Raw genomic sequence first — 17,382 nt, forward strand, 5'->3', positions numbered from 1 at the left:
GAATAATTGATAATTTTGGCAGGTGAGTACCCTGAAAAACACAGTGAGGGTGATCTTATTTTTAGCGGTTTTGTCCGGACTATTGTTTTTATTTAAAGATCAGCTGGAAAGCGGCATTTTCGGATTTTTGAGTGTTTTAATTACACTGTCTGTTATTTTTATCGGATTTGTCATATTCTTTGAAAATCGTCACCCGACACAAACCATTACATGGTTAGTGGTTTTAGGGAGTTTTCCGCTTATCGGCTTTATTTTTTATTTATTGTTTGGGCGGAATTATCGGAAGGAAAAGATGTTCCGAAAGAAGTATTTTCTTGATAAGCAAGCATTCCTAACAGTTGAGGGAGACGACGATCCAAGAGGTCAGGAGAAACTCAATTTGATGGGGCAGCATCAAGGGAAGTTATTTAAGCTGGCTCAGAAACTAGGGAATAGTCCCATCTCCTTTGATACGGCTACAAAAGTTTTAACCAATGGAGAAGAAACCTTTCAACATATTATGGAACAACTAAAAAGGGCACGTCATCATATCCACCTAGAATATTATATCGTTCGACATGATCAGATTGGCCAAGAAATAAAAGAAATCTTAATTCAAAAGGCAAGTGAAGGGGTTAAGATTCGTTTTCTTTATGATGCAGTCGGCTCTTGGCAGCTCTCTAAACACTACATTAATGCTTTAAGAAATGCGGGCATTGAGGCCGTTTCGTTTGGGCCTGTAAAATTGCCTTTTTTAAATAATAAATTTAACTTTCGTAATCATCGAAAGATCATTGTCATTGATGGAAACATTGGTTTTGTTGGCGGCTTGAACATTGGTGATGAATATTTAGGAAGAAACAAAGAAATTGGCTTTTGGCGCGATACCCATTTAATGCTTAAGGGTGAAGCAGTCCGAACACTCCAGTTAATTTTTTTACAAGACTGGTACTATATGACCAATCATAGTTTTTTAACGGCGGAATACCTTTCACCTCAAATAGATCATAAACATCATGGTGGAGTACAGCTTATTGCAGGCGGTCCTGATAATGAATGGAGTGTCATTAAAAACATCTTTTTCTCCATGATTGCTTCTGCTGAAAAATCGGTTTGGATTGCATCCCCTTATTTTATTCCAGATGAAGATATATTCTCAGCCATCAAAGTGGCAGCGTTGAGCGGTGTGGATGTAAGACTCCTGGTACCTAACCGGCCCGATAAACGAATTGTTTTTCATGCATCAAGGTCTTATTTTCCGGAGTTGCTGGAAGCAGGTGTAAAGGTATACGAATATCAACGCGGGTTTATGCACAGTAAAATTGTTATTGTCGATAACGAGCTCGCTTCGATTGGAACCTCTAATATGGATATGAGAAGCTTTCACTTAAATTTTGAAGTTAACGCGTTTTTGTTTCGGACTAAAAGTACAGAAGAGCTGGTAGAGGAATATATCAATGATTTAAAATTTGCACGACAGCTTGACTTGGAGATTTTTCAGCAACGGCATATTGGATTTAGAATTTTAGAATCAACTGCTAGACTCTTATCACCACTTCTTTAAGTGTCGAAATGATGAAACTCGTCGAAAAGTCGGCGAGTTTTTTAATAATTAAAAGGAAAATACAGGGGGATAGTCGAATTGATAGGTAGAAAAGGAGGGGAACGATTTGTTAACAGCATTAACCAAAACAGGTAAAAAGATTTGCCTAGGCTTTGATTATCGAAAAGAAACACTAATGTCATTGCGCAACAAGGAAGAATTCGTTTGTCCGATTTGCAGGGAAACCGTTCTGTTAAAACTGGGAGATCAAAGAATCTTTCATTTTGCCCATAAACAGGGCAGCCAATGCCGTGAAAGTTTTGAAAATGAATCATATGAACATGTAGAAGGGAAGAGGCAGCTTTTCCAATGGCTTAGTACACAAAATATACCGTCTGAGTTAGAATATTATGACCGTAACATCCAACAACGGCCTGATATTATGTTCAAATTTAAAGGACAGAAGTTTGCACTAGAGTATCAATGTTCTTTGTTACCTGAAAAAGTTTTCAGGAAAAGAACGATCACTTATTTAGAGAATGGTTATACACCCTTCTGGGTCCTATCTAGCAGCCATCTTCATCAAAAACGCAGAAATCTTATCACATTGTCAAACTTCCATTATTCGTTTTTAAGATATGCATCCTCCGGACGACTTTATATACCCGCTTATAGCTCCGAAAAACAACTCTTTCAACTAGTGGAATCGATTACTCCCATCTCGATCAAAAACTCTTTCGCACATGTATCATCACGACCCATTCAAACCCTCGAACTAGATTCTGTACTAGAGTCCAATCATGATCATCCCCCTACCCAGGAAAGCTGGAAAAGAGAAATGGAAAGATATATCTTCAACTGGGCGCTTCACCCGAGCGCAGAGCATAGGCCATTTCTGCAGGAGGTCTATAACCAAGGGTTAAATCTCTTTCTGCTTCCTCCTGAAATTGGTCTGCCAGTTCCCCATTCGGTCCTTATTCAAACACCTCCGTTTATTTGGCAAACCTATTTGTTTCTTGATGTGCTAGCTAACAAAAATCCCCAAGATCTCATCTCACTAAAGGAGATTTATGCTTCCTTTCAAAAAAGAATCTTTAACAAACAGTTGATCATTCGCAACCACCCTCAAATAATTGATGTAAATCCATTCTTGGCAATAATTGAATATTTAGAGCTTCTTGAGAAATTAAACTTCCTAACAAGGAAGAACGACACAATTTTTGAAGTAGAAAAGAAATTTTTAATCCCGCAATCAAATCGTGAAAAAGATGAAGCCAAACGTGTTTTCTTAATTCAATATAAAAAAATGTTAGCGAGACCATAGAAGAGGGAAATTAATACTAATAATAGCCATCTGGGCATAATATAGTAGGAGGGCATTTTGATTGGTTTTAAAGGAAAAAAGGCAAAAAAGGAGAATAAGTTAATAGTAAGTTTTTCCAAGTAAAATGAATGGAGGATAAATAAATGGCAAATGAAACTAAAGTAAAGCAGCTGCCAGCAAGAAGTGAAATTCCAGTTGAGGACACATGGAAATTAGAAGATATCTTTGCAAGTGATCAGGACTGGGAAAAAGAGTATCAAGAAATTAAGAATCAAATCCCTGAGATAAAGCAATACGAAGGCAAATTAGGAGAGAGTGCGGAAACACTCTATCAAGCCTTACAGTTCCAAGACAAATTGTTAGAACGGATCGGCAAGCTTTATACATATTCACATATGCGTTACGACCAAGATACAACAAACTCCTTTTACCAAGGCTTAGATGATAGAATGAAAAATCTCTATTCCCAAGCTGCGAGTCAGCTAGCCTTTATTGTCCCGGAAATTCTCTCAATTGACGAGGGAAAGGTAAATAACTTCTTAAATGAACAGCCAGAATTAAAATTATATAAACACGCGCTGGAAGAAATCAATTTACAAAGACCGCATGTGTTAAGTGCAGAACAGGAAGCTTTGTTGGCTGAGGCAAGTGAAGTAATGGATGCCTCAAGTAATACATTTGGTATGTTGAACAATGCAGACATAGAATTTCCTACCATTCAAGATGAAAACGGAGAAGAGGTTGAGGTAACGCATGGTCGCTACAGCCGCTTTTTAGAAAGTGCGGATCAGCGTGTTAGACGTGACGCTTTTCAAGCCGTTTATAAAACCTATGGAGCTTTTAAGAATACCTTTGCAAGTACTCTTAGCGGAAATGTAAAAAAGGATAATTTCAATGCGAGAGTACGGAAATATGATTCCGCAAGACATGCAGCATTATCAGCGAATAACATACCTGAGAGTGTGTACGATAACCTAGTCGATACCGTAACGGAGAATCTTCACTTGTTACATCGTTATGTCAAGCTGCGGAAGAAGGTACTTGGGCTTGAAGAGCTTCATATGTATGATTTGTATACTCCGCTAGTAAAAGATGTAAAAATGGAAATCAAGTATGAGGATGCAAAAGATTTAGTTATAAAGGGTCTTGCACCATTAGGGGAGGAATATTCAAATATCCTAAAAGAAGGATTTGAAAACCGCTGGGTGGATGTACATGAAAACAAGGGCAAACGCAGTGGTGCCTATTCCTCCGGGGCCTACGGAACCCATCCATATATCTTAATGAACTGGCAGGATAATGTAAATAATTTATTTACGCTCGCTCATGAATTTGGCCACTCTGTGCATAGTTTCTATACACGTAAAAATCAGCCGTATGCATATGGAAATTATTCGATATTTGTGGCGGAAGTAGCTTCAACTTGTAATGAGGCACTCCTCAATGACTATTTATTAAAAACCATTGATGACGAACAAAAAAGGATTTATCTATTGAACCACTATCTCGAGGGCTTTAGAGGGACTGTGTTCCGTCAGACTATGTTTGCTGAATTTGAACATTTAATTCATCAAAAGGCACAAAATAATGAAGCATTGACAGCCGATTCTTTAACTGAAGCTTATTATGCATTAAATAAGAAGTATTACGGTGAGGAAGATATTTTTATTGATGAAGAAATCGGTTTGGAATGGGCAAGAATTCCGCATTTTTATTACAATTATTATGTTTATCAATATGCAACTGGATTTAGTGCAGCCACAGCATTAAGCAAACAGATTCTAGAAGAAGGCGAGCCGGCGGTTAAGCGGTATATCGAAGAATTCCTAAGTGCTGGAAGTTCCGACTATCCAATTGAAGTCCTGAAAAAAGCAGGAGTCGATATGACCAGTGCTTCCCCAATTAAGGATGCATGTAAGGTATTTGAAGAAAAATTAAATGAATTAGAAAAACTATTAGGATAAGGAAGCGGAATTAGTCACGGGGCTCTTGAACCGGACAACGATCCAAGATATAGCTTTATCAAAAAAGGATGGGCCATAAGGGCTCCATCCTTTTAAAAACCTCTAAACCGTCTCCGATCATTCAGATATACCATAAAAATAAGAATGGATATAAACAAGATAGGAAAACTCAGCAGCATTGGGAAAATGTGAATCAACGCTAGGAGATTCAGAAAAAAGGCGATAACAATAAAAAGAATCATGATGATATAAGGTAATTTGCCCATATAACGTCCACCTTTTCGATTACTTATTGTATATCTATTGTCGATTCGGTGAATTTATTACTTTTTGACAATTATGTGAAATAAAGCACAAACATATTGTCACATGCTAATCCTGCATGGTATATTTTATACGTGAAGTTGATCACAACAAACATATACCCCTTTGTTTGACCGTGAAAAATTTCTCCCATCCCCTTTGTTCGTAATAATAGAAAAATGCCTTGCAGTCGTAAAGCTGCAAGGCATTTTCGTTTTCAGTAAAAAATTATTTTGATACTTAAAGTGCGGAGCTTTTTCGATAAAAAAAACAAATGTCAATCATGTTATGACATTTGTCTATTCATCAATATATCGCCAAAATGTACCGTATTTTGCGGGTATTTGCTCAACCACCTGTTTTAACAAAAGCTTCTTCATTTCCCGTTCAATCTGGGAAATGGACATATTATAAACAACAGCAATTTCTTTAGAAGCAACAAGCTTAAAGAATTTAAGAAAAGCTTCTAGTGGCGGTGGTGGAGATTTTTCAGGGCTTTCAGAAAGCATTTCTTCGAGAATTTGTACATAGACCTCATAGGGGTAAGAACCGGTAATTTTAATCCCCTCATCCTCAATATTTTCATTAAAAAATACGAGCGTTGGAATTTCATTTACATCCATTTCAGAAGTGATTTTTAAATCACATTGAAAGGCTTTGGCGGCGCTGTCGGAATGAATATCTTTCATGAATTCCTCGACGTCTAAGCCAGAATGATCCGCACATTTCTTTAACACCTCAAGGTTTGAAGGGTTCTGCTTTTCTAAAAATAACATTTCCTGAATTTTACGGAAGAAACGTAAGCCTGCTCGTCTACCCTGTAATTCAGCAGCTTTAATCGCAATAGAAACAATGTAAGGATTATCAATCGGATTCTCCAACCAAAGTGTACCATCACAAGACATTCCTGATCTGCTGCCTGTTTTTTCCCAAACCTGAGCGATATTTTCATAATTCTTCTTTTTACTCAAATTTAAATTAGCTAATCGTCCACTTAATACATGCTTAATCGAAAAGTACCGGCCGTACTCAATTTTAAGTTTTTTGAGAATCGGCTCTAATGCCCAGCATTCAGGGCATAACGGATCAATAAACATATAGATTTCGATTGGCTTTTTGTCATTGCCTCTGAAATGGTCCTTGGGAACAGGGGATGAAGAATTATTCACGATTTTCACCCATACTCTCACCATCATCAGGCGTGTTAATCATATGTTGAGCCGTAAGATATAGCCGTGCGTAAAATTCTTCTCTTGCCGGTCCTTCTAATTCGACGAGATCCATTGCTTTCTTCATACAAGATAACCAAGCAGTTGCACGGGTTGGTGTAACTGGAAATGGCAAATGACGTGCTCGCATCATCGGATGACCATGTTCTTCTGTATAGAGAGGAGGGCCTCCTAAATATTGGGTTAAAAATTGCTTTTGTTTCCGGGCAATTTCTGAGAATTGATTTGGAAATATGGGCGCAAGGTCAGGATGTTGTGCAACAAGGCTATAGAAAGTGTCGACAAGACGGTGTAGTGAATCTTCACCAATTACTTCGAATGGTGTAAGCTTTTTATCAATCATGTTGACAACTCCTTTCATCTATATTGTATTCATATTTTAACAATGCCCAATTCATATCTCAAATGAATTGCCTTGAAAAGGATTGATTTTTAAGTTGTATATTTTTTTATTTTATAAAAAGGCTGCAGCTCATTCATTTAGTTTGTTTGTTTTTTTGGTTATAAAAGCGTTGGACTTTATTCTCGGTAGGACGTTCTGGAATCTTAAAGCGGTTTAGAAGGGCATGGAAGTTTATTAGGCCTTCTTGATAGTCTTCAACTTCATATTCTATTTCATAATCTTCCTGTTGAAGATAAATACTGTGGTCAAGGACGAGCAGTCCTTTCTCATAGACAATCTCAGCCCGATTGGTGATCAGTGAACCAAAATATTCAATCTTGGCAAAAGGGATGTTCGTTTCTTCAACTAATTGTTTTATTTGTCCCCCTGGCAGTCTGCCATTATGAATAGCTGCAGATGCTTCCTCACTGGTTAATGTTTGATTGGTTTCAAGCAGCCCAATTTCTCTTGGCTGTTTGAGGGTCATTACATAATCCGTGCCTTTCTTCCGAATCCGTAGGGCACTTTTCGTATTCTTTAACGCAAAATCAACTGTATCAAAGTATAAGTTCTCCTGCGTGAAAATCTGATTTTCCGTTACGTTAAACGCCGCTAAAAGTCTTTCATATTCTGCTTTTGTGAGCAGGTTTTTAAACTCAATTTCGATATTTTGGCACATCCGATTTCTTCCTTTCACCAAATAGATGAGTTCATCATACCGATGAAGTTTGGCTGTTGTCTAGTTTCCGAATCTTGCCGCTTTTAAAAAAAGCAATCCTTGGGAGAAATGGTCTGATTATGCTAAAATAGGAAGGTGAAGATGGAGGTTTAATTATGAAGAAGAAAATAATCATTCAAACAGCAGTTTTAACGGATTCAAAGCTAATTTTAGAAACGGATGAATCCATTAATGGGTTAATTCCTGGGGAACAAATACTTGTTGACTCGGATCATAGCGCATTTATTTATCTTATGGAAGATCAAGAAGACTATACATATATTGTTTTATCAGAAGATCTATGGTCATATTTAAAAACGGCAAACGAGCAAAAACTATCTGTTCTAGTTAGTTCAAATAAGGAACAAATTGAACTCATAAATTTTCATGACGAATTAGAGTATATTCTAAGTAATATTAAAGGTAACAGTAACTATGGTGATGAATTGGTAACGAAGGTTGAGAGATTGTTCTTATCCGTTTAGCTTGAAAAAGGCGAAAAAGTAAAAGTTGCCTTATTCTAACGATATTGTTTTGTCGAGGTGGAACCATGAAGCACTGGGATCAATTTTTAGCCCCTTATAAACAGGCTGTATCAGAATTAAAAGTAAAATTAAAAGGGATGAGAGGGCAATACGAGTTAGATTCTTCTCATTCACCGATTGAATTTGTAACAGGACGAGTAAAACCAATTGCTAGTATTCTCGATAAAGCGAACCAAAAAGGGATTCCGCTTGAAAGCCTGGAAGAGGAGATGCAGGATATTGCCGGGATGCGGATTATGTGTCAGTTTGTCGATGATATACACACAGTTGTTAATTTATTAAGAAACCGCAATGATCTTGAAATTGTTGAAGAAAGAGATTATATTTCTCATGAAAAAACAAGTGGATACCGCTCCTACCATGTGGTCATTCAATATCCTGTCCAAACGATTCATGGGGAAAAGAAAATCCTAGCTGAAATCCAAATACGGACATTGGCGATGAATTTCTGGGCCACGATTGAACATTCCCTTAACTATAAATATAAAGGGGTATTTCCTTCCGATATCAAAATGAGATTACAAAGAGCAGCAGAAGCAGCATTTCGTTTAGATGAGGAAATGTCATTAATCCGCGGTGAGATCCAGGAAGCACAAGCATTTTTTACACGGAAAAAGGAATTGACACAAGAGGAAAAAAACTAAGTAAAGCCTGTTTTCCTTTTGAAAGCCTATTTTTAAGGAGAATATAATATGAAATTTGCGATTACTTCAAAGGGAGATCAAAAGTCCAATATTTTAATGCATAAAATGAGGACCTATTTACTGGATTTTGACCTTATTTACGATGAGGACCAACCTGATATTGTTGTTTCCATTGGCGGAGACGGGACACTTCTTTATGCGTTCCATCGTTATAGCAGCCGTTTAAGTAAAACAGCATTTGTCGGAATACATACTGGGCACCTAGGATTCTACGCAGATTGGATACCGGATGAAATTGAAAAGCTTGTTATCGCCATTGCGAAAACTCCTTTCCAAGTCGTAGAATACCCTCTCCTTGAAGTCATTATCCGATATACACACGCCGGAAAAGAATCCCGGTACTTGGCGCTTAATGAATCAACGGTGAAAAGTGTTGAAGGTACTCTTGTCATGGACGTTGAAATTCGCGGCCAACATTTTGAACGTTTCCGTGGTGATGGCCTGTGTGTCTCTACTCCATCTGGAAGTACGGCTTATAATAAGGCTCTTGGCGGGGCAATTATTCATCCATCGATCTCAGCTATACAAGTTGCGGAAATGGCCTCCATTAATAACAAGGTGTTTCGAACAGTTGGCTCACCGCTAATTCTGCCAGCACACCATACCTGTATGCTTAAGCCAGTTAAAAAATCCGATTTTCAAATTACCATTGATCACCTGACTTTACTCCATAAAGATGTAAAATCAATTCAATTCAGGGTACCGGAGGAGAAGATCCGTTTTGCCCGTTTCAGACCGTTTCCATTTTGGAAAAGGGTCCATGATTCATTTATCTCTGATTAAGCCGGAGGACCTTACTAATGGAAACACGTTTTAAATTGAACTGGATCATTGATGAGTCCAGTGCAGGTATCCCAATAAAGGAATTCTTGAAACAAAAAGAAATCTCCCGAATATCTTTAACGGACATTAAATTTAAGGGCGGCTTTATTCTTGTTAATCATGAGGAAGTAAATGTAAGATATCGGCTAAACGAAGGTGATTCGTTAACGGTGATTTTTCCTGCTGAAATTCCAAGTGAGGGGGTAAAGGCAGAGGATATCCCGTTGTCCATTTTGTATGAAGATGAATTTTTACTTGTGGTAAACAAACCGGCGATGATGAACACAATCCCTTCCCGTGAACATCCGAATGGCAGCCTTGCTAATGCACTTGTGGGCTATTACCAGCGGGCGGGCATTCAGGCCACTTCCCATATCGTCACAAGACTGGACCGTGACACGTCGGGGATTGTATTAATTGCCAAGCACCGTCATGTTCATCATTTATTTAGTAAAATGCAGCAAAATGGATTGGTGAAACGAACATATGAAGCTTTTGCGGGTGGTTTACTTGCATCTGAACAGGGAAGCATTATTGAACCGATTGGCCGGAAACAAGATAGCATAATTGAACGGGAAGTACGAGCTGATGGTCAATATGCGTGTACCCATTATCGGGTCATTAAGAGGTATTCTACATTTACTCATATCGAACTTGGGCTAGAAACAGGCCGGACCCATCAGATAAGAGTTCATATGTCCTTTTTTGGACATCCACTGCTAGGAGATGATTTATATGGAGGAGATACTGCCTTAATCAAACGGCAGGCCCTTCATTGTAAAAAAATTCAATTTCAACACCCCTTTTATAAGGAGGAAATGTCCTTCGCGGCTGTTCCGCCAGAAGATATGACTCGATTATTAGAGGCTGACCAGCTTGATTAGCGGTCAGCCTTTTAAATTGGCTTTGAGCAATTGTCCAGCTCCAGCGCCTAGTGTCCTTCGCGTTTCTCCCTTCGATAAGTCAACATCGAATCGCTTTCTTTCTCCGTGTTTCCTTTATCTCAGTCAAAGTACTCAGGCCATACGCAGATATTAAATAGGCGCTGCCTCTTTTCTAATCAAATTGTTTAAATTTTTCTTCAATGTATGGCATAGTAGAAGGAACAGACACTAATTCCATCTCTGGATAACGTAATGCCGTCAATTTACCGCCAAACACAGCTCCTGTATCAATGTTATACGTGTTATTAATAATCCGCGGCTCTTTGACCGGAGTATGACCATAAACAATACAGGCATCGCCAATATAATTTTTCGCCCAATCCAATCTAACAGGTGTTCCATCCGGATTCTTTTTACCAGTAATATCACCATAAAGGACAAATTCTTTTACTTTTCCATGTGTTTGACCGATATATTCTTTTTTAATTCCGGCATGGGCTATAACAAGCTTTCCATTGTCTAATACTAAATAAAGCGGGGCTTTTTCATACAGCTCGATAAATTTTTTACGAATGGAATGCTGATCTTTTTTATATAATGATTCATATTCTGCCACTGTTGTTTCAAGTCCGTGCGTCACCTGTACTTTATTGCCGAGAAAATAGCGATACAGTTTATTGCAATGATTACCTGGTGTGTAATGGGCGTTTTGCTGTTTTATTACGAGCTGCCAAATGGTGTCAATAACCTGAAGGGATTTTGGACCTCTGTCAGTTAAGTCGCCAACAAAGCCTAGCGTCCTCCCGTCGTAATGAACGGGCAGCCCAGTCTCCCAACTATAACCGAGCTGTGAAGTTAATTCTTTAAATTCATCTAAACAACCATGAATGTCACCGATTATATCAATTTTCATAGGATTTCCTCCTTTTAGTTGTATTTATCTTTAGTTTAATCGTTTGCTTTTATAAGAAAGAAATCTAAGTTTGAAAGGTGGTAAACACAATGGAACAACACGTTTCTGTTCTTTCACTGCTTGTTGTTGTGACAACCGCATTTTTAACGCCCATTATCTTACATCGATTTAAATTGAATGTTATCCCCGTTGTGGTGGCTGAAATTATTATGGGTCTGATTATTGGAAAATCTGGCTTTGATATAGTCCATCAAGATGTCTGGCTGTCCACTCTCTCGACCCTTGGCTTCATTTTCCTTATGTTTTTAAGCGGATTGGAAATTGATTTTACAGCCTTCAGCGGCAGCAAAAAAAGGGAAGTACTTGCGAATGGAAAAAAGGAGCCCAATACCTTTGTTGTTGCAACAACCATTTTTGCGGGAATTTTTATATTTTCCTTAATTCTCTCCTATTTATTTGTTTTGGCAGGATTTATTGACAATGCCTTCTTGATGACCTTAATTATCTCAACCATTTCGTTAGGAGTAGTGGTACCAACCTTAAAAGAGGCCCACTTGATGAAAACCGTCATCGGTCAAATTATCTTGCTTGTTGCAGTATTAGCCGATTTAGTGACGATGGTTTTATTAGCCGTTTTTGTTTCCCTAAATGAGGCGGGGCATGGAAATACATGGCTTCTCTTGATTTTATTTGGGGCTGGGATTGTTCTTTATTTTATTGGTAAGAAATTTAAAACACGTACCTTTATTGAAACATTATCGACCGGAACCGTGCAAATTGGGACTAGAGCGGTTTTTACACTGATCATTGTATTGGTAGGTTTATCGGAGACAGTAGGTGCGGAAAATATCCTGGGAGCCTTTTTAGCAGGTGTTTTAGTTTCCTTACTATCCCCCAATCAAGAACTGGTCCATAAGCTGGATTCCTTTGGCTATGGATTTTTAATCCCTATTTTTTTCGTGATGATCGGAGTAAATCTAGATGTTTGGTCACTTTTCAGCGAAAAGAAGCTCCTTCTGCTCATACCGCTTTTATTAATTGGGCTGCTGTTATCAAAGCTTGTTCCAGTTTATCTATTAAAAATTTGGTATGATACCAAAACGGTTCTATCTTCGGGCTTTTTGCTTACCTCTACCCTCTCACTCGTGATTGCTGCAGCAACGATTGGAGAAAGGATGGAAGTGATCACTTCACAAATGAGTGGTACTTTAATTTTGGTTGCTGTGATCACGTCAATTTTTACACCAATTGTGTTTAAGAAGCTCTTCCCAATGGAAGCAACAGCGAGTAAAAAGGTTAGTGTGGCATTTTTAGGGGCGACCCAGGTAACGCTATCTTTATCGCAAGAATTAAAGTCAGGCCTGTATGATCCGATTCTTTATCATACGAAAATGGAAAAATCAGATAACCAAATTGCTACTTCACTCTTTCAAATTGTAGAAATCATCGATTATTCGAGCGAGTCTATTTCCAAAACAAATGCTTTCGAATCAGATATTGTGGTCGTTTCTACTGGGGATGAGCAATTAAACGCAAGTTTGTCACTTGAAGCAAAGGAAAATGGAGTTTCCAGGGTCATAGCCCGGATTGAGAGCACAGAGCTGGAACAAACTCTTCGTGCTGAAAATATAGAAGTGTTCTCTTCATTCATGTCGACGAAAACACTGCTCCGTGCCTTAATTGAATCTCCAACAGTTATGAATATATTAACGAATCAAGAGACAGGATTATATGAAATCAGGATGTTAAACAGCCGTTTTAGTGGAATGTCATTGCGGCAATTTCCGTTTACAGGTGATGTGATCTTTGTTCGGATTTTTAGAGGAAAGGATTCTATTGTTCCACATGGTGATACAGAATTGGAACTAGATGATCGTTTAATTGTGACTGGGTCAAAGGAGTATGTAGTTGAATTGAAACGGGAATTGGAATTTTGTGAAACGTGCTAAAGAGTTTTGGAAAGAATAGTAACCGAACCTTTTCATTTATAGTGAATTAGTGTAAAATTAGTACCAAGTACTAATATCTTGTAATTATAGTAGGAGGACTATTTTAATATGAATCTTTCTGGAAAAACTTTTGTTGTAATGGGTGTAGCCAATAAACGCAGTATCGCTTGGGGAATTGCCCGATCGCTTCACAATGCAGGCGCACGATTAATTTTTACATATGCTGGAGAAAGAATTGAAAGCAGTGTTCGTGAATTAGCCAATTCACTAGAAGCAGAGGGAACCCTTGTGCTTCCTTGCGATGTAACAAGTGACGAAGCAATTGAAACCTGCTTTGCTGAAATTAAGGAAGCAGTGGGTACCATTCACGGTCTGGCACACTGTATTGCCTTTGCAAAGACAGAGGATTTAAAAGGTGAATTTGCTAATACTTCCAGAGATGGATTCCTGCTGGCCCAAAATATCAGTTCGTATTCGTTGACTGCTGTAGCGAAAGTAGCACGCGGATTAATGACTGAAGGGGGCAGTATTGTCACTCTAACATACTTAGGCGGAGAGCGCGCGATCCCAAATTACAATGTTATGGGTGTTGCAAAAGCTTCCTTGGATGCTAGTGTCCGCTACTTGGCTGCAGATTTAGGGAAAGATGGTATTCGTGTGAACTCCATCTCAGCGGGCCCGATTCGGACCTTATCCGCAAAGGCAATTGGAGAATTCAATTCCATTTTAAGTGAGATTGAAGCAAAAGCTCCATTACGGAGAACGACTACTCCAGAAGAAGTCGGTGACACGGCCGTATTCCTATTCAGTGATTTTTCACGCGGCATAACTGGTGAAAATATCCATGTTGACTCTGGGTACCATATTCTTTAGTAAGTCCAAGCCTGCTATCTTTTTAGCAGGCTTTTTTATCGTTTTGGAAATAAAAAATCTAGGAATGTCAAAGCGTCAGCCCCAACACATAAAGAAGTTTTAAGGTGACCAAATTTTAAAGTAATGGTAAACTGCTGGTAATTCTGGCAGTTTTTTTATTTATTGAGGCTTGGTATTCAGTCATAATTTTACTGGATATCGAAGAAACTAAAGTAGCATTCAACCACTTAATGAGACAAGGAAAGTGAACTAGATGAAAGCTGCCTATCAATTGTTTGTATGGACGAGTTTGTTATTCTTAACAGCTTGTACTCAAGATCAGCCTGTTAAAGAAAGCCAAATGGCGTTGGTGAAAACGACAAACCCGACCCCGCTTAGTACCGAGAGGAAAAATAACGACCGGGTAGAGGATATTAAAAGAGATGTAAGTTCTTTACCGGAACTGTATGATGTCGCGGTCGTCAAAGGTGATAAGGATACATTAGTGGTCTATAAAGTAAAGCATATGCACAGATTTAAGATGAAGACAATCGAAAAAAATCTAAATAAGAAATTGGAAAAAGAACATCCAAAGGAAAACTTTACGGTATCAAGCGATTACAAGATTTTCTTGGAAGCGGTCAGACTGAATGAAAAAATGAAATCAGGAAAGTTATCTCATTCTAAGGCTGAAAAACGTTTAGAGGAAATTGTGAAGATGACGGAAGATATGAAGTAAGAAAGGATGTATTGGAATGGCCAGCAAGCAGAAAAAAATGACCCCTCAGCAGAAAAACTATCAAACACTTCAACAAAAGCATGAACTGAAGCGTCCAGTTTTAAAAAATTGTATTAAGGCATTTTTAGTTGGCGGGCTAATTTGCCTGATTGGCCAAGCTGTTAGTTATTTTTACATATACTATTTTAACTTCACCGAGCAGAACGTAGGAAATCCCACCGTTGCAACCATGGTCTTTTTCTCGATGCTGTTAACAGGTTTTGGTGTATATGATCACATTGGCCAATTTGCTGGAGCAGGAAGTGCGGTACCGGTAACGGGTTTCGGTAATTCGGTTATCTCTGCAGCCATTGAACATCGGACTGAAGGGTTTGTACTTGGTGTAGGCGGAAATATGTTTAAACTTGCAGGATCCGTTATTTTATTCGGAGTATTTTCGGCATTTGTTGTTGCATTAATTAAGACGCTACTTGTGATTTGGGGGGTTTTGTAATTGTTAAAGGGGCAGCAATCATGGATTTTTGGCAATCGGCCAATGATTACAGCAACAGGTGTAACAGGGGGACCATTCGAAGCAAACGGTAACCTATCAAATGACTTTGACCTGCTGTATGACGATTTATGGATGGGACAAGAATCTTACGAAAAAGCCCACCGAATATTGCTTGAAGAAGCTATGAAGGTAGCTCTGAAAAAAGGTAAAATCCAAAAAGAACAAGTTCAGTTCCTATTTGCAGGCGACTTGATTAATCAAATAACTCCAACAAGCTTCGCTGCAAGAACGATGCAGATTCCCTACTTTGGTTTGTTTGGTGCCTGCTCCACTTCTATGGAGGGATTAGCCCTTTCATCCTTTGTGGTAAATTACCAGGGAGCAAACTATGTCTTAACTGGGGCATCAAGCCATAATTCCGCCGTTGAAAAGCAATTCCGTTATCCTACTGAATATGGCGGGCAGAAACCACCTACTGCACAATGGACAATAACCGGAGCAGGCGTGGCTCTTGTGGAACAAAATAAACCTGGAATGGATCATCCGGTAACAACATCGGCAACAATTGGAAAAGTCATTGATATGGGTTTATCTGATCCTTTTAATATGGGTGGGGCGATGGCGCCTGCAGCAGCGGATACCATTATCGCTCACTTTCGAGACCTCAAATTAGATCCATCTTATTATGATTTAATTGTGACTGGTGACCTAGGGAGAATAGGTCATAATACTACGGCTGAATTGTTGAATAAAAGTGGATTGAAATTGGAACAAGGACAGTTTCAGGACTGTGGTTTATTGATGTATAAGGAAGACCAGCCGGTAATGGCTGGTGGCAGCGGAGCCGGGTGTTCGGCAACTGTATTATACGGTCATTTACTAAATGAAATGAAAAAGGGGACATATAAACGAATATTAGTCGTCGCTACAGGAGCATTATTGTCCCCGCTTAGCTTTCAGCAAAAAGATTCCATTCCATGTATTGCCCATGCGGTCTCAATCGAGATGAATGGAGAAAAGGGGTGAGTCCATGCTCGCAATGTTCTTTTGGGCTTTTGTAGTAGGCGGGTTAATCTGTGTCGTAGGGCAATTATTATTCGATGTCGCTAAACTCACACCGGGTCATACGATGAGCTTGCTGGTGGTGATTGGTGCGGTTTTAGACGGATTGGGGTTATATGAGCCACTGGTTGATTTTGCCGGTGCAGGAGCGACCATTCCGATTACCAGCTTTGGAAATTCTTTGGTTCATGGGGCACTCCAGGATGCACAGGCACACGGGATTATCGGCGTTTTAACAGGGATGTTCCAAGTAACAAGCTCCGGGATTTCTGCAGCCATTATTTTTGGGTTTATTGGCGCATTAATTTTTAAGCCAAAAGGGTGAAATACTCATTTTTATAGCCAATTTTCCCATTAGGAGTCATGCCTAGTACACATGATTAAGTAATTTCATATGTTATTAATGAGATTACCGAAAGTGAGGTGACAGTCTATGTGCTTCGGATATGGCGGCGGCTACGGCTACGGCGGCGGTTATGGCTACGGTTCCACTTTCGTGCTTATCGTAGTATTATTCATTCTTTTAATCATTGTTGGCGCAAGCTTCTATTAATCAACAATGATGGAGGGGGTTTGACCTAAAAGGGGGCCAGCCCTTTCTGTTTACATAAATTTTTTAGCTGCAGGTTAGGGACCTTTTTTTTCCTCCTTCATAGAATAAAGTAGTTTATGAAGGAGCGTGACATTAAAACATGGATAATGGATTCTTTAAGAACATTGAAAAGAAAACTGGCGTTAATATGAAAGATATTTTTGATTTGGCTAATTCTTTACAAAATGCGAATTTCAAAGATGAAAAAACAGTCCGCAATGTTATTCAGCGAGTATCGCAAATTGCGAACAAACCGGTAAGTAAAGAGATGGAAGATCAAATTGTGAAATCAATTGTTAACGATGGCAAGCAGCTTGATTTTAATACAATTGCCCAAATGATGAATAAAAAATAAAGGGTATCCGCGTGGTCATTGGTAAGGGCG

The 17,382-nt window shown here is 38.8% G+C and carries 19 protein-coding genes; 15 read left to right on the forward strand and 4 right to left on the reverse strand.

What is annotated here, in order from left to right:
• The first annotated feature begins 31 nt into the window (after positions 1-31).
• The 3 genes from cls to pepF all read left to right on the forward strand — a co-directional run bounded on the left by cls (position 32) and on the right by pepF (position 4,810).
• Positions 32-1,543: a cardiolipin synthase gene (gene cls / locus J7E81_RS01250; RefSeq protein WP_215041167.1), complete on the forward strand. Its 1,512-nt coding sequence runs from the start codon at positions 32-34 to the stop codon at positions 1,541-1,543.
• Between the two features lie 106 nt (positions 1,544-1,649).
• The gene (locus J7E81_RS01255) at positions 1,650-2,846 is read left to right on the forward strand and encodes a competence protein CoiA (RefSeq protein ID WP_215040247.1); all 1,197 of its coding nucleotides are present in this window, start codon (positions 1,650-1,652) and stop codon (positions 2,844-2,846) included.
• Positions 2,847-2,989: 143 nt separating this feature from the next.
• Entirely contained in the window at positions 2,990-4,810 is a 1,821-nt protein-coding gene (gene pepF / locus J7E81_RS01260) for an oligoendopeptidase F (protein ID WP_215040249.1), read from the forward strand.
• Positions 4,811-5,412: 602 nt separating this feature from the next.
• On the opposite strand, the gene J7E81_RS01265 is transcribed toward pepF, so the two are convergent.
• The 3 genes from J7E81_RS01265 to J7E81_RS01275 form a co-directional block, all read right to left on the reverse strand.
• Entirely contained in the window at positions 5,413-6,306 is an 894-nt protein-coding gene (locus J7E81_RS01265; RefSeq protein ID WP_215041169.1) for a ClpXP adapter SpxH family protein, read from the reverse strand.
• The gene (locus tag J7E81_RS01270; protein ID WP_215041168.1) at positions 6,275-6,685 is read right to left on the reverse strand and encodes a globin domain-containing protein; all 411 of its coding nucleotides are present in this window, start codon (positions 6,683-6,685) and stop codon (positions 6,275-6,277) included. Before J7E81_RS01270 ends, J7E81_RS01265 begins: the two co-directional genes overlap by 32 nt.
• A gap of 133 nt (positions 6,686-6,818) precedes the next feature.
• Entirely contained in the window at positions 6,819-7,403 is a 585-nt protein-coding gene (locus J7E81_RS01275; RefSeq protein ID WP_215040250.1) for a CYTH domain-containing protein, read from the reverse strand.
• Between the two features lie 155 nt (positions 7,404-7,558).
• On the opposite strand from J7E81_RS01275, the gene J7E81_RS01280 reads away from it, so the two are divergent.
• The 4 genes from J7E81_RS01280 (at position 7,559) to J7E81_RS01295 (ending at position 10,397) form a co-directional block, all read left to right on the forward strand.
• Positions 7,559-7,927, forward strand: coding sequence for a UPF0738 family protein (locus J7E81_RS01280; protein ID WP_215040251.1), 369 nt, complete (start codon positions 7,559-7,561; stop codon positions 7,925-7,927).
• A gap of 65 nt (positions 7,928-7,992) precedes the next feature.
• Positions 7,993-8,631, forward strand: a complete 639-nt coding sequence (yjbM, locus tag J7E81_RS01285) for a GTP diphosphokinase (RefSeq protein ID WP_215040252.1) — start codon at positions 7,993-7,995, stop codon at positions 8,629-8,631.
• Between the two features lie 48 nt (positions 8,632-8,679).
• The gene (locus tag J7E81_RS01290) at positions 8,680-9,474 is read left to right on the forward strand and encodes an NAD kinase (RefSeq protein WP_215040253.1); all 795 of its coding nucleotides are present in this window, start codon (positions 8,680-8,682) and stop codon (positions 9,472-9,474) included.
• A 17-nt stretch (positions 9,475-9,491) separates the two neighbouring features.
• On the forward strand, positions 9,492-10,397 hold the full coding sequence (locus tag J7E81_RS01295; RefSeq protein WP_215040254.1) for an RluA family pseudouridine synthase: 906 nt from the start codon (positions 9,492-9,494) through the stop codon (positions 10,395-10,397).
• A 172-nt stretch (positions 10,398-10,569) separates the two neighbouring features.
• Here the strand turns inward: J7E81_RS01295 and prpE are convergent, their stop codons facing one another.
• Positions 10,570-11,310 (reverse strand): bis(5'-nucleosyl)-tetraphosphatase PrpE, encoded by a 741-nt coding sequence (gene prpE / locus J7E81_RS01300; protein ID WP_215040255.1) that lies wholly within the window; start codon positions 11,308-11,310, stop codon positions 10,570-10,572.
• 89 nt (positions 11,311-11,399) lie between these two features.
• Between prpE and J7E81_RS01305 the strand changes: the two genes are divergently transcribed.
• The 8 genes from J7E81_RS01305 to spoVIF all read left to right on the forward strand — a co-directional run bounded on the left by J7E81_RS01305 (position 11,400) and on the right by spoVIF (position 17,352).
• Positions 11,400-13,259 carry a monovalent cation:proton antiporter family protein gene (locus tag J7E81_RS01305; RefSeq protein WP_215040257.1) on the forward strand — a complete coding sequence of 620 codons (1,860 nt, stop codon included), beginning with the start codon at positions 11,400-11,402 and terminating at the stop codon, positions 13,257-13,259.
• A 108-nt stretch (positions 13,260-13,367) separates the two neighbouring features.
• Positions 13,368-14,132 (forward strand): enoyl-ACP reductase FabI, encoded by a 765-nt coding sequence (gene fabI / locus J7E81_RS01310; RefSeq protein WP_215040259.1) that lies wholly within the window; start codon positions 13,368-13,370, stop codon positions 14,130-14,132.
• A 253-nt stretch (positions 14,133-14,385) separates the two neighbouring features.
• Positions 14,386-14,850 carry a YhcN/YlaJ family sporulation lipoprotein gene (locus tag J7E81_RS01315; protein WP_215040261.1) on the forward strand — a complete coding sequence of 155 codons (465 nt, stop codon included), beginning with the start codon at positions 14,386-14,388 and terminating at the stop codon, positions 14,848-14,850.
• A 16-nt stretch (positions 14,851-14,866) separates the two neighbouring features.
• Positions 14,867-15,343 (forward strand): stage V sporulation protein AC, encoded by a 477-nt coding sequence (spoVAC, locus tag J7E81_RS01320; RefSeq protein ID WP_215040263.1) that lies wholly within the window; start codon positions 14,867-14,869, stop codon positions 15,341-15,343.
• Positions 15,344-16,369 (forward strand): stage V sporulation protein AD, encoded by a 1,026-nt coding sequence (gene spoVAD, locus J7E81_RS01325; RefSeq protein ID WP_215040264.1) that lies wholly within the window; start codon positions 15,344-15,346, stop codon positions 16,367-16,369.
• Between the two features lie 4 nt (positions 16,370-16,373).
• On the forward strand, positions 16,374-16,730 hold the full coding sequence (gene spoVAE / locus J7E81_RS01330) for a stage V sporulation protein AE (protein ID WP_215040265.1): 357 nt from the start codon (positions 16,374-16,376) through the stop codon (positions 16,728-16,730).
• Positions 16,731-16,838: 108 nt separating this feature from the next.
• Positions 16,839-16,958 carry a YjcZ family sporulation protein gene (locus tag J7E81_RS01335; RefSeq protein WP_215040266.1) on the forward strand — a complete coding sequence of 40 codons (120 nt, stop codon included), beginning with the start codon at positions 16,839-16,841 and terminating at the stop codon, positions 16,956-16,958.
• Between the two features lie 139 nt (positions 16,959-17,097).
• On the forward strand, positions 17,098-17,352 hold the full coding sequence (gene spoVIF, locus J7E81_RS01340; protein WP_215040267.1) for a sporulation-specific transcription regulator SpoVIF: 255 nt from the start codon (positions 17,098-17,100) through the stop codon (positions 17,350-17,352).
• Positions 17,353-17,382 lie beyond the last annotated feature (30 nt).

This window comes from Bacillus sp. ISL-18, from assembly GCF_018613415.1.
GTDB lineage: Bacteria > Bacillota > Bacilli > Bacillales > Cytobacillaceae > Neobacillus.